This window comes from Sphingomonas panni (assembly GCF_022664435.1).
GTDB lineage: Bacteria > Pseudomonadota > Alphaproteobacteria > Sphingomonadales > Sphingomonadaceae > Sphingomonas > Sphingomonas panni.
On the sequence record NZ_JAKREU010000012.1, the window covers coordinates 17,227 to 29,562 of the forward strand.

Here is a 12,336-nt window from a genome sequence, read left to right on the forward strand (position 1 = left end):
GCGGACGTTGCCGTGATTTCGCTCACGCGTATCTCCCGGTTCTTCCGACATGCCGGTCGGCAGATCTGGTTCCGGGCCGCGGTCATCAGCGCGACCAGCGTGGTGATCGCGGCGCTGGCGGGCATCGTCGCGCGGGCCATACCCTATGAATTCACCGGCGACGTCGGGCAGAGCGCCGTCGGGAAGATCCTGGAGATCATCGCGTCGTCGATGCTGGCGGTCACCACCTTCTCGATGACGGCAATGGTCAGCGCCTATTCCTCCGCCACGCAACTCGCCACGCCGCGCGCGACGCAGCTGATGATCTCCGACCGCACATCGCAGAACGCGCTGTCGACGTTTCTTGGCTCGTTTATCTTTGCGGTGGTCGGCATCATCGGCCTGCAGACGCACCTCTATGGCGGACAGGGTAGGGTGGTGCTGTTGCTGGCGACGATCATCCTGATCGTCCTCGTGGAGGTGACGCTGCTGCGGTGGATCGCGCATCTGGCGGCGTTCGGGCGGATGGCGGATGTCATCGATCGTGTCGAAAATGCCGCCTGCGCCGCGATGTCTGCCTTTGCGCGCAATCCCTATGACGGCGCCCGCCCGGCAATCGCGGTGCCGGCATCGGCCATGGCAATATGCTCCATCGACATCGGCTATGTGACCCATATCGATGCCGAGGCGCTCGCGTTGCCGGCGCAGAAACATGATCTGGCAATCCATGTCGAGGTTCTGACCGGGACGCTGGTCCATCCCAATCGCCCCCTGCTGCGGATCGTCGGCGATGCATCGTCCGACCCTGTGCGCAAGGCACTTGCAAATGCGTTCACCGCGGAGCGTCACCGCCGCTTCGATCACGATCCGCGGTTGGGCGTGATCGCCCTCGGCGAGATCGCGGGACGCGCGCTTGCCCCCGCGACTAACGATCCCGGTACCGCGATCGAGGTCGTGAACGCGCTGTTCCGGGTACTCTCGCTGCTACCGGCGGATGCCCCGCCGTCCGACGCCGATCGACCTCCAGTCTATATGGCCCGGCCGTCGGCCGACGAACTGGTCCGCGGCGGGTTTGTCCCCATCATCCGCGAAGGGGCGGGGGAGGAAGAGGTCGTCATTCGGACGCGCAAGGTGCTCGATGCGTTGGGCAAAGCCTTGCCGCACGGCGCAGAAACTACGCAATCGTTGTCGGACGAACTGCGGCGCAACGTCGAACGAAACATCAAGGATGACCGTGCACTTCTGCGTGCTCTGGAAATTTAGTTTCGGTTTTGATCAGCGTTTAAAACTTTCCCGGGGAGCTTAAGCTACCGTTCGCGAGCGCGACTGACCGTGAGCGCCTTAGGATTAGCAAACGGCGGGATCTGGGAAGCGCGCTGTGCAATCTGAACGTCCATATGTGATGACGTGGACGGCTCTCCAACCCTCAAGCAGGGTTTCCTGCGGAGAATCGAAGGAGAGCCACAATGGGAAACGTCACGACGATCGGTCTGGATATCGCGAAGAACGTGTTTCAGGTGCACGGAGTAGATGCTGATGGTGCAGCGGTTGTTCGTCAGCGGCTGACCCGTGGGCGGATGCTGAAGTTCTTCGCCAAGCTGCCGCCATGTCTGGTCGGCATCGAGGCGTGCGCAACCTCGCACTACTGGGCGCGCGAGCTTGTCGCGCTCGGGCATGACGTGAAGCTTATGCCGGCGCAGTACGTGAAGCCGTACGTCAAGCGCGGTAAGAACGATGCAGCCGATGCCGAGGCGATCTGCGAGGCGGTGATACGGCCGACGATGCGCTTCGTCGGCATCAAGTCGCCCGAGCAGCAGAGCGCGATGATGCTGCATCGTGTCCGCCTGATCCTCAACCGCCAGGGCACGCAGCTGTCGAACGCGATGCGGGCGCACCTGGCCGAGTTCGGGATCACGGCGCCGATAGGCAGGAACGGCATCGAGCAGCTCCTCGACGTCATCGCCGATCCTACCGACGAACGGGTGCCGGCCGATGCACGGTTCTGCCTGGAGATGCTGGCGGCGCAGCTGCGCATCGTGAAAGAGCAGATCCTCGAGAACGATCGCCGCATCCTGGCGAGCGCACGCGAGACTGAGCTTGGCCGGCGGCTGATGGAGATACCTGGCGTGGGCCCGCTGCTCGCCAGCGCCATCGTCGCCACCGTTCCTGACCCGGCGATCTTCCGCTCGGGCCGCAATCTAGCGGCTTGGATCGGGTTGGTGCCGCGGCAGAACTCGAGCGGCGGCAAGGAGCGGCTCGGCGGCATCTACACATGGGTCTTGCTATCACGTCCAGTGCTCTCAGTAACGTCCGCGAAAGCACGAACCTCCTTAAAGCGCTGGTCCTTGGAGCCCGGGCGGCGGGGCTCCCTTCGCCTCCGGGTCGACACCCCGGCGTTCGTCAAGCGAACGCATGATCGGTGTCACTGTCAAGCCATGCAGCAGGATCGATAGGAGGATGATGAGACCGACGATTGCCCATAGATGCTCGGCATCGGCGACCGGCATATGGTTGATGCCGTACGCAAGGTAATAGATCGAACCCACGCCGCGGATGCCGAAGAAGGACAAGGTCAGCTTCTCGTCACGATCGCCTGCCCAGCCAAGCAGACCAATCCAACCCGTGACAGGGCGTATGACGAGCAGAACGGCGAGCGCGACCACGACGTCGACCCAGGTTATCGGCGTGAGCAGGCCGCTCACCAGCGCGCCGCCGAACAGAATGAGCAGGACCATCATTGCAAGCCGCTCAATCTGCTCGGTGATGACATGCATTTCGTCTTGAAACTTATGGTCGCGGTGCGCGCTGCGAAACGTCAGTGCGGTCACGAATACGGCAAGGAAGCCGTAGACATGAACGATCTCGGTCAGCCCGTACGAGACAAGCGTCGCTGATATTGCAATCAGTCCGTCGCCGGTTCGCGACAGCTTGGTTTCGGCAGGGATGTGAAAGGTCAGCCACCCGAACGCACGACCAACAAGCCAACCGCCTACTATGCCGCCTGCGATCTCCCATAACACACGGTACGTCAGCCATTCGGCTACCCATGGCTTGCCCACAGGAAGGGCAACGGCCAGAAGCACCGCTAAATGAATGAACGGAAATGCCGCACCGTCATTTAGCCCGGCTTCGGAGGTAAGGCCGAAACGAACCTCGTCTTCGTCACCGGTCTTAGGGGGACCAACTTGCACGTCTGCAGCGAGTACGGGGTCGGTTGGAGCCAGGCTGGCCGCGAGTAGCAGGGCGACGGCTAACGGTAGGCCGAGCACTTCCATGCCCAACGCAGCGATCGCAACGATGCCCAGCGGCATTGTTATTGCCAGCAATCGCCAGGTAATTGACCAGCGGCGCCAACCGAACACACGATCAATCTTCAAGCCCGACCCCATCAGCGCGATGATGACGACGAACTCCGCGAAGCGTTCAGTAATTTCTGGGTGGCGATAGGGTAGCGGGCGTAGTGTCACCTGCGGTAGCAAAAATATCGCCGCACCGATGCCGATACACACAATTGGCAACGATAGCGGCAACCGTTTTAGCGCAAGCGGTAGCCAAGCGACCAACGCGATCAGCAGTCCGGCACCGGTCAGGATAAGGATGTACGGATCAGGTGATAAGCTCTGCATCGATGACTAACGGTCGATGGGCAGACTTGGGTGCCGTGATGCGACCTATCATCGCCTTTGCACGTAACGCCGACGCCACCGTAGGGTCAGGAGCCATTGATGTGAGCGTTGCGATCTGATTCAGGCTCCGCAAGGAGACCGGAATGAGCGACCTGTTTTGGCTGACGGACGAGCAGATGGAGCGGCTGCGACCGTTCTTTCCCAGGAGCCATGGTAAGCCGCGCGTGGATGACAGGCGGGTGCTGAGCGGCATCGTGTTCGTCAACAAGAACGGGCTGCGCTGGCGAGACGCACCCAGCGCCTACGGCCCGCACAAGACGCTCTACAATCGGTGGAAGCGCTGGGGTGAGGCAGGCGTATTCACGCGCATGATGGAAGGGCTGGCGGCGACAGGTGCCGAGCCGAAGACGGTCATGATCGACGCGACTTATCTGAAGGCGCACCGCACGGCCTCAAGCCTGCGGGTTAAAAGGGGGGGCTTGGTCGCCTGATTGGGCGCACCAAGGGCGGCATGAACACCAAACTCCACGCCGTCGCCGACGCGAACGGCCGGCCCCTGAGCTTTTTCATGACGGCCGGCCAGGTCAGCGACTACACCGGAGCGGCAGCACTGCTCGACGACATGCCAAAGGCGCAGTGGCTGCTGGGGGATCGCGGCTATGACGCCGACTGGTTCAGGGACGCTCTGCAAGCCAAGGGTATCCAGCCCTGCATTCCAGGTCGGCGATCACGCAACGAACCGGTCAGATACGACAAGCGGCGCTATAGAGGACGGAGCCGCATCGAGATCATGTTCGGTCGCCTCAAGGACTGGCGCCGTGTTGCAACCCGCTACGATCGCTGCCCTACCGCCTTCTTTTCCGCCATAACCCTCGCTGCCACCGTCATCTTCTGGCTGTGATCAACGAGTCCTGACCCTAGGGCGTTGCGGAGCTTGCAAGGGAGGGCGGCGGAATAAGCGCCGCCCTCAGCGATTTACGATACGCTATGCTTTAGCGCGCTCATTTTATCGTGACCCTCGCGGACCGACGCAAACGCCGTCGTAATTACGGTAAGCGTGGCTGGGGAAAGATCGTCCTGCTTCATCGCGTCTTCGAACTTGGCTTTGATATGATCTTCGCCACGCTCGACCTCCTGGATGATCGCCTTGTCATCCTTCCCGGTAATTGCCTGCTTCAGATCCATGAACGTACGATGCGCAGCAGCGAGCACGCTCGAGTTCAGTTCGGGATCACCGCCAAGATCGCGTACCTGGTTCTGCAGATCCGTCGCAACCTTTGCGCGGTCGCGTGCGAAATCGGCGAACATGGTCGCATACTGCGTGCTTTCCGCATCCTTGGCGGCGTCTTCGTAGCCCTTCATGCTATCGAGGGTGGTCTCGATAAGGCCGTTCAGGACGGATACGTCGTTATCATTGGTCATGGAAGGCTCCGGTGGTGAAGCTCGCACAACGATCCCCCGCCGAAAAGGACCCAAACAGGATCGAAAGCATGCATTGTACAGTTGTGTAAGTCGCAGAACGGCCCATGCCGGGGAAATCGATCGGCTAGGTGAGGCAAGGACACGAAAAGCCAGTACGTAATCGGACGACGGTTACCGACCGACCTGAACATCTGGAGACCCGATATACCGCACGCCACCCATGTCGTCGTTTGCGCAGGGCCGGATAGTCCCCACGCGTTTGACATCATTCCGCTTCAGCCAAGAAACGGTGCTCTCGACGCACTCTGTCCAGTCTGTCACGGGCATGGGCAATGGAATGCTGAAATCGACCTTGTAAGTTTCCGATGTAAGCGAGTCATTTGCGAACGGTGCTATGGTGCAGGCTGGATCGAAACTGGAAACGATCCTATCGGCCATCCGGACATTATCATGACAGCGGAAGGCTACCCCAAATGGGTTATCGGGTTTGATCCTGCGCCTGCTACGACAGCAAATGTCGAGGAGGATGTAAAAGGTCCGTTATCCGCACCCCGTTCTACTTCGTAGTCGTTTTCAAGCTCTCACGTCTGTAGCCGGCCGGAACCGTCCTGCAGCAGCCAGAAGCGGGTATATCGTTGCAGGCGCGGTAGGATGATCCATTGCAGCGTCGCGGTGAGCAGTAGTGATGAAGGCAGGAGTTGTAGGGGCAACGTGACGTGCCCCCCGTTTCTTCATCCATCTGGACCTAGAGACCGGCCCCTTGAAGGGACGGACGGAATGAAGCGGAAGCAGTTTTCGGAAGAGCAGATCATCGGCATCCTGAAGGAGGCCGAGGCGGGGGCGGTGGTGACGGAGCTGTGCCGCAAGCACGGGATGTCGAGCGCGACCTACTATGCGTGGAAGGCGAAGTTCGGCGGCCTGGAGGTGTCTGACGCAAAGCGCCTGCGGTCGCTCGAAGAGGAGAACGCCCGGCTCAAACGGCTATTGGCGGACACGATGCTCGACAACGCGGGGTTGAAAGACTTGCTGTCAAAAAAGTGGTGACGCCCGCTGCGAAGCGGCAAGCGGTCGCGCATCTCCAGGCGACGTTAGGGATGAGCGAGCGGCGGGCGTGCATGGTCGTTGGGGCAGACCGCACGAGCATGCGGTATCGCTCGTGCCGGGCGGATGATGGCGACCTGCGGTCGCGGCTGTGCGAGTTGGCGCAGCAGCGTCGGCGGTTCGGCTATCGACGGCTGCACATCCTGCTTCGTCGGGACGGCATCACGATCAATCGTAAGAAGACCCAGCGGCTTTACCGTGAGGAGGGTCTGACGGTCAGGCGCCGGAAGGGGCGAAGGCGTGCGGTGGGCGCGCGGGCGCCTGCACCGGTGCTGGCACTCCCCAACCAGCGGTGGAGCCTGGACTTCGTCCACGACCAGCTCGTCACCGGCCGACGGTTCCGCGTGCTCAACATCGTCGATGACGTGACGCGCGAATGCCTCCGGGCGGTGGTGGACACCTCGATCTCGGGCCGGCGGGTCGTGCGCGAACTGGCCGATCTGATCGTCGAGCGCGGCAGGCCGAAGATGATCGTCAGCGACAATGGGACCGAACTGACGTCGAACGCGGTGCTCGCCTGGTCGGGAGATGTCGGCATTGAGTGGCATTACATCGCGCCTAGCAAGCCGACGCAGAATGGTTTTGTCGAGAGCTTCAACGGTCGCATGCGCGACGAGCTGCTCAACGAGACGCTGTTCTTCACCATCGGCCAGGCCCGCTCGATCCTGGCGCGCTGGGTCGACGACTACAATACCGAGCGGCCGCACTCGTCGCTCGGCTACGCCACTCCGGCAGCCTTCGCTGCCGGGCTCGAACAGCAACGGGCGGGGTTAACCCCGCCCGTTGCTTCACCTGCGCTCATGCGCGAAAACCACGGTCGGCCTCTGGTTGCCGCTGGATGAAAGACCGGGGTCACGTCAAACGGTGCATCTTTGAGCGCCGTGCGGATCACCAAGCTGATCGTTAGCAGGATGGGAAATACCGTTAGCCAGGTCGTCACGAACCGTTTCCACTTGCTGGCGCTCGCATCGCTCGGCAGTTCGAAGGCGACGCCTTCGCCAACATCGATCTGGCGGAGGGAAGTAGAAAATCCATCAGCGATGGCAACGTGTGCGCGTACCTCCGCATCGTCATGCCATGCCTCGACCGCGGCACGGTCATCAAACCGAAAGAGAAGATGCTGAAACCCCGCGGTCTGCCCGAGCCGGATAGCAGCCCGATATCCCGGTGCCGCGCGGGCAAGACGGTTTAGTTCCGTCACCCATTGTTCAAAATCCTGTTCGTGGCTCGCCCGGATTGCTCGGCTAGTAACGACGGTGGCGGTGTGGGCTGGATCGATGGGCATGGCGATGGGAACATACGACATGACCACCCCGTTGCCCGCTCACCTCTTTTTCCTCGACCGCCTACATAGTTCGGACGCGCGCTGAACTCCCAAGCCGGCAGGCCGCCCAACATTCAACGCGGTGCCGCTTTCTTATGGAGTAATCGCAAGGGCGGCCGGACACCTGGTCTAACGACGGCCGCCAAGTATCGAACCGAGCATGCCCCCCAAGCCGCCGTTCAAGCCGCCATTGGTTCCGGCGCCACCAAGTCCGCCAAGAACCGTACTGAGGATGCCGCCAAGGCCACCCTGCTGCCCACCGGAGCGGCCCGACAAGTGACCTGCGACCAGCATGGCAAGGATTGGCAGCATCTGCTTGAGAAGCGCGGGGTCCAGGCCACTGTTCTCGGCAGCCTGTCCCGCCACCTCGCGGCTGACGTCCTTCGACCCGAAAATGCCACCAAGCAGCGCGTTGCCTCGAGCGATCTCGGTGGGCTCGCCGCCAACGACGTTGTGGGCGAGCTCGGCCCCACCGAGCGCATCGACATGCGTGTCCAGCGCAGCGGAATTGTTTCCCATTCCGCCTAGCACGGATGGCAGTAAGGCTTCGGCACCACGCCGCGCCTGTTCGGGAGGTATGCCCAGCTGGCCAGCAAGCGCTTCTATACCGCCGTTCGGTAGCAGGTCGTTGAGGTTCATTGGAAATTCCTTGTTGCCACGCCGTCAACGGCTATCGACGTGCATGGGTCCTGCGGGCAACACTTCAGACCGTGGCGTTCAGGGGGGGGCGCCAGACGCACTCGCCAGAACGGCGTCGTCGCACCTGTCACGCCAAAATCGTTGTCGCTGACGAGCAGCAGTTCGGTAGAGGAAAGCAGTGCCATGCCCTTGCTCCCTCCGCGATCGTCATTGACACAATGTCGGCTTAACTCAACACTTCATTTTCCCAGCTAATATCGTGAACACGGCCGATAGCTGAGCCGCAGATCGTTCCCCGTGCGATCTGAGCATTTGCGTATGGCAGGCACGTTAGGCACCGGTCCGCATCGCGTTCCGGGTGATGGCGTTTGCCTGACATCGTGATGATCCGACGTTCGTTGAACGCTGGGCCGAGTGGTAGCTGGAAAGCTTTGACCTTGACGCGGTCACACGGTGCGTGGATCCCAGTTGAAGGGCAATGGGCAGATTATTCCTGCCCATTGCCGCAAGCCTTCTAACGAGAAGCGGTACTTGGCTGCTCAGAAATATCAGAACGCGGCTAGGCCTTCATTGCCTTCGCCATATTGAGATGAGCTGTGACGATCGGGATCATCTCCTCAGCGAACGCCTTGAGCTGTGGTGTGTTACCGTTAGCGGCGTAGGCCTTCAGTGCGTCGAGCGTCTTCTGATGGCCGGCCGCCTGCTCCGTCTTGTAAGCCTGATCGAAAGCAGTACCGTTCAGCGTCTTCAACTGATCGAGCTTCGCCTGCTGTTCTGCATTCAGCGCAGGGACGGGCGTGATCGTCGGTGCTGCGCCAGCGGCTGCTGTCTGCAGCTTGGCGGTTGAGGCTGTGTGCGCCTCGATCATCTTATTGGCGTAAGCCTTGACCGCCGCCGACCCGCCGTTGGTCAACGCCAACTTCGACGTCTCGATCTCGAATGCATCGCTGGCCGCCGCTACGTTGGCAAAATTCTGCGCGTCGCTTACGGTCGTTGAGGGAGTGCCGGTAACGTTGACGCCATCGGCTTCCACCGTTGTTGTCACCGTATTGGTCTGGCTGGCGTCGTTGTTGCGCCCGCAGGCGGCAAGAGCCAGAAGGGCGGCTGACGTAATGATCGTTTTGCGGAATGTCATGACGGATTTCCTTACGGACGCGTCGGGGCGCCAACAGGATAACCGCGAACGCGACGCTGACGTTCCCGCGGGGACCCTCTAGCCTGCCCCTGACGTTCTTGCCGACACCGCGACGGCGGTCGCCATTCAAGGAACGAACACGATGAGCATCTTCGGCAACATTATGGGCAAGATCTTTCATCACAAACAGGACAAGCCGACCGGTCAGCCAGTGCAGCCAGCGCCTGCCGCCCCGACGCCCGTCGCGCCACAGGCAGCGCCCGTGCAGTCGGCCGCTCCCGAGGCACCAACTCAGAGCGTCGATGTCGGTGCGGTTCTGTCCGAAATGGCCTCGATGCAGAACGGTGGCGGCAATTACCGAACCTCGATCGTCGATTTGCTCAATCTGCTGGGTCTCGATCACAGCCTCGCAGCCCGCAAGGAGCTGGCGGACGAACTTGGCGTACATGCCGGTGCGCCCGGTACCGCGGAGCAGAACATCGCTCTGCATAAGGCCGTAATGACCAAGCTCGCCGAGAATGGCGGTGTCGTACCCGACAGCCTGCGAAACTGAGCCATCACCAGCCCCTGCGACGTGGCGCATCCACGTCGTACGAACGCTTAGGGTCAGGACCCATTGATGTGAGCGTCACGATCTGATTCAGGCTCCGCGAGGAGACCGGAATGAGTGACCTGTTTTGGCTGACGGATGAGCAGATTGAGCGGCTGCGGCCGTTCTTTCCCAAGAGCCACGGCCGGCCGCGGGTGGACGACCGACGGGTTCTGAGCGGCATCGTCTTCGTCAACCGCAATGGGCTGCGCTGGCGAGATGCGCCCAGCGCCTATGGGCCACACAAGACGCTCTACAACCGGTGGAAGCGCTGGGGTGAGGCAGGCGTGTTCACGCGGATGATGGAAGGGCTGGCGGCGGCAGGCGCCGAGCCGAAGACGGTTATGATCGACGCCACCTACCTGAAGGCGCACCGCACGGCATCGAGCCTGCGGGTAAAAAGATCCCATGGGCGCGGGCTGGCGCCGGTTGAGGCAGACTGACCTTCCCGCTTTGTCGTGAAGGAGGTTGCCCGTGCCCGTGTCCGTCTCATGCCATGCCGCCGTCAGCACGCAGCTGAACGCAATCTTCGTGTCGCTGGAGCTGAGCCGCTCCACCTGGCTGGTGACGTCGCTGTCGCCGGGTCGCGGCGAGCGGATCTCGCGGCATCAGGTGAAGGGCAGCGACGTGCCGGCACTCCTGGAGCGGTTCGCGCAGTTACAGGCGAAGGCGCGGGAGCGGACAGGCGAGCAGTACCCGTTGGTCGTCATCCAGGAGGCGGGCCTCGACGGCTTCTGGATACACCGCTGCCTGGTGCGCGAGGGTATCGAGAGCTACGTCGTCGACGCCGCCTCGATTGCCGCTTCACGACGCAGCCGGCGCGCCAAGACGGACAAGCTCGACGGCGAGGCGCTGGTCCGCACGCTGCTGGCCTACAAGCGCGGGGAGCCGCGGGTGTGTGCGATGGTGGCGGTGCCGAGCGTCGAGGACGAGGACCGGCGACGCATCTCGCGCGAGCGGCGGGCTTTGGTCGTGGAGCGGGTGCGGCACGTCAACCGCATCAAGGGCCTGCTGTTCGCGCAAGGGGTCGGCGACTACGAGCCACTGCGCGCCGACCGGCGGGCGCGGCTGGACGAACTGGTGACCGGCGATGGACGACCGCTGCCCCGGCATGTTCGCCGCGAGATCGAGCGCGAGCTGGACCGGCTGGAGATGGTCGTCGGCCAGATCAAGCAGGTCGAAGCCGAGCGCGACGCGCTGCTCGAGCCGCGGTCGGATGCCGCCGGTGAGGCGGACACTGGTCCCCGGCTCATCCAGTTGCGCGGCATCGGTCCTGAGTTCGCCGGCGTGCTGCACGCAGAAGCGTTCTTCCGCAGCTTCAGCAATCGACGACAGGTCGCCGCCTATGCCGGGCTGGCCCCATCACCGTGGCAAAGCGGCAGCATGGACCGGGAGCAGGGCGTGTCCAAGGCGGGCAACAAGCGGTTGCGAACGACCATGATCCAGGTCGCCTGGCTGTGGCTGCGTCATCAGCCGGACTCGGAGCTGACGAAGTGGTACGCGGAGCGGGTGGGCGCGAACGGTGGTCGCGCGCGGCGGGTCATGATCGTGGCAGTCGCACGCAAGCTGCTGATCGCGCTGTGGCAGTTCGTCTCGGCCGGCGTGGTGCCCGCAGGCGCGCTGCTGAAGGCCGCATGAGCACGTAACCCGATACGAGTTCCCGCAGGGCATCGTCCCTGCCGGATCCAGGTGGACGGACCGGAGGTCCCTGTTGGCTTCAGATGCCGAAAAAAAGGTTGGTCCCGTCTCCTGAGCCAGACCCGACGCAAGCGGGATTGTGGTGCAGCCGCGCACGAGCGGCGACCGGATGTGAGGTTAGAGCGGACCGGTCACCGGGACGCTTGTTGCAACAGGCTCAGGCCAGTGATCCAAAAATTGAGGAGGACGACCATGGCCTGACGCTCTGACCATTCCTGACGATTGATCTGGAATGGCGACGACAAAGCGATAAGCTGGCGTCATGTACGCCGCACGAGCCAAGCGCACCTATCCTTCAATTTGGCGGGTGATCCTCGCCTTTGTAGTGGTCCCGGGCGCAGCCGCCTTGTTGATGGCTATTGCTATGCCAGCATATGAGGGCATCACCGATCCGCTCGAACGGATCTGGCGGAGCGCTGTGGCATTTGCCGTGTTTGGCGCTTACCCTCCAGCCTTTATCATCGGGCTCCCGGCGTTCTTCATGTTACGCCGACACGTCAATGCGACAATCATCAACTGCGCTGCGACTGGTGCAGTGGTCGCCGCTCTTCCCTGGCTCGTGCTCGCGTTAATAAGTCGACCGGATAATGCGAGCATTGATGGACGATCAACCGTCATCGACGGATCTTTGACTACTTACGGATGGCTGATGAACTTCTACTACGTCGGCCAAATTGCCCTATTAGGCGCTATTGCAGGCGCGCTGTTTTGGTTCATTGCTGCGGCTGGCAGCCGAACCGGCAAGGTAGAACAGATATGATTGTGCGGAAGGAAAGAGGCTGCACGCTCTACCGCACAGCCTCTTGACCTGAGAACTCCCATG

11 protein-coding genes and 2 pseudogenes are annotated in these 12,336 nt (G+C 62.0%); 8 read left to right on the forward strand and 5 right to left on the reverse strand.

Going from position 1 to position 12,336, the window contains the following annotated elements; all coding sequences use genetic code 11:
- The first annotated feature begins 12 nt into the window (after positions 1–12).
- Both MF609_RS17785 and MF609_RS17790 read left to right on the forward strand, forming a co-directional pair.
- The gene (locus MF609_RS17785) at positions 13–1,242 is read left to right on the forward strand and encodes a DUF2254 domain-containing protein (RefSeq protein ID WP_242417482.1); all 1,230 of its coding nucleotides are present in this window, start codon (positions 13–15) and stop codon (positions 1,240–1,242) included.
- Between the two features lie 203 nt (positions 1,243–1,445).
- Positions 1,446–2,246, forward strand: a pseudogene (locus MF609_RS17790) (IS110 family RNA-guided transposase); the annotation flags it as partial.
- A 63-nt stretch (positions 2,247–2,309) separates the two neighbouring features.
- On the opposite strand, the gene MF609_RS17795 reads toward MF609_RS17790, so the two are convergent.
- Entirely contained in the window at positions 2,310–3,605 is a 1,296-nt protein-coding gene (locus tag MF609_RS17795; protein WP_242417483.1) for a cation:proton antiporter, read from the reverse strand.
- Positions 3,606–3,748: 143 nt separating this feature from the next.
- Between MF609_RS17795 and MF609_RS17800 the strand changes: the two genes are divergently transcribed.
- A protein-coding gene (locus MF609_RS17800) for an IS5 family transposase (protein ID WP_242417484.1) occupies positions 3,749–4,506 on the forward strand; the annotation gives its coding sequence in 2 pieces (ribosomal slippage) (positions 3,749–4,085 and positions 4,085–4,506; 759 coding nt in all).
- Between the two features lie 74 nt (positions 4,507–4,580).
- On the opposite strand, the gene MF609_RS17805 is transcribed toward MF609_RS17800, so the two are convergent.
- A complete protein-coding gene (locus tag MF609_RS17805; RefSeq protein WP_242417485.1) occupies positions 4,581–5,027 on the reverse strand; it encodes a ferritin-like domain-containing protein in 447 nt (148 codons plus the stop codon).
- Between the two features lie 777 nt (positions 5,028–5,804).
- Between MF609_RS17805 and MF609_RS17810 the strand changes: the two genes are divergently transcribed.
- A protein-coding gene (locus tag MF609_RS17810) for an IS3 family transposase (RefSeq protein WP_380870715.1) occupies positions 5,805–6,970 on the forward strand; the annotation gives its coding sequence in 2 pieces (ribosomal slippage) (positions 5,805–6,066 and positions 6,066–6,970; 1,167 coding nt in all).
- Positions 6,971–7,581: 611 nt separating this feature from the next.
- On the opposite strand, the gene MF609_RS17815 is transcribed toward MF609_RS17810, so the two are convergent.
- The 3 genes from MF609_RS17815 to MF609_RS17825 form a co-directional block, all read right to left on the reverse strand.
- On the reverse strand, positions 7,582–8,091 hold the full coding sequence (locus MF609_RS17815; protein ID WP_242417486.1) for a DUF937 domain-containing protein: 510 nt from the start codon (positions 8,089–8,091) through the stop codon (positions 7,582–7,584).
- Positions 8,088–8,276 (reverse strand): hypothetical protein, encoded by a 189-nt coding sequence (locus tag MF609_RS17820; RefSeq protein ID WP_242417487.1) that lies wholly within the window; start codon positions 8,274–8,276, stop codon positions 8,088–8,090. Before MF609_RS17820 ends, MF609_RS17815 begins: the two co-directional genes overlap by 4 nt.
- A gap of 374 nt (positions 8,277–8,650) precedes the next feature.
- The gene (locus MF609_RS17825) at positions 8,651–9,226 is read right to left on the reverse strand and encodes a DUF4142 domain-containing protein (RefSeq protein WP_242417488.1); all 576 of its coding nucleotides are present in this window, start codon (positions 9,224–9,226) and stop codon (positions 8,651–8,653) included.
- A gap of 142 nt (positions 9,227–9,368) precedes the next feature.
- On the opposite strand from MF609_RS17825, the gene MF609_RS17830 reads away from it, so the two are divergent.
- The 4 genes and pseudogenes from MF609_RS17830 (at position 9,369) to MF609_RS17845 (ending at position 12,273) form a co-directional block, all read left to right on the forward strand.
- Positions 9,369–9,779: a DUF3597 domain-containing protein gene (locus MF609_RS17830; protein ID WP_242122114.1), complete on the forward strand. Its 411-nt coding sequence runs from the start codon at positions 9,369–9,371 to the stop codon at positions 9,777–9,779.
- Positions 9,780–9,889: 110 nt separating this feature from the next.
- Positions 9,890–10,234, forward strand: a pseudogene (locus MF609_RS17835) (transposase); the annotation flags it as partial.
- 61 nt (positions 10,235–10,295) lie between these two features.
- Positions 10,296–11,453, forward strand: a complete 1,158-nt coding sequence (locus MF609_RS17840; RefSeq protein WP_174435570.1) for an IS110 family RNA-guided transposase — start codon at positions 10,296–10,298, stop codon at positions 11,451–11,453.
- Positions 11,454–11,775: 322 nt separating this feature from the next.
- On the forward strand, positions 11,776–12,273 hold the full coding sequence (locus tag MF609_RS17845) for a hypothetical protein (protein WP_242201904.1): 498 nt from the start codon (positions 11,776–11,778) through the stop codon (positions 12,271–12,273).
- Positions 12,274–12,336: the final 63 nt, after the last annotated feature.

Coding starts and splice junctions, on each gene's coding strand:
- MF609_RS17825 (WP_242417488.1), bottom strand. CDS start 9,226: ATGACATTCCGCAAAACGATCATTACGTCAGCCGCCCTTCTGGCTCTT.
- MF609_RS17795 (WP_242417483.1), bottom strand. CDS start 3,605: ATGCAGAGCTTATCACCTGATCCGTACATCCTTATCCTGACCGGTGCC.
- MF609_RS17805 (WP_242417485.1), bottom strand. CDS start 5,027: ATGACCAATGATAACGACGTATCCGTCCTGAACGGCCTTATCGAGACC.
- MF609_RS17815 (WP_242417486.1), bottom strand. CDS start 8,091: ATGAACCTCAACGACCTGCTACCGAACGGCGGTATAGAAGCGCTTGCT.
- MF609_RS17845 (WP_242201904.1), top strand. CDS start 11,776: ATGTACGCCGCACGAGCCAAGCGCACCTATCCTTCAATTTGGCGGGTG.
- MF609_RS17820 (WP_242417487.1), bottom strand. CDS start 8,276: ATGGCACTGCTTTCCTCTACCGAACTGCTGCTCGTCAGCGACAACGAT.
- MF609_RS17830 (WP_242122114.1), top strand. CDS start 9,369: ATGAGCATCTTCGGCAACATTATGGGCAAGATCTTTCATCACAAACAG.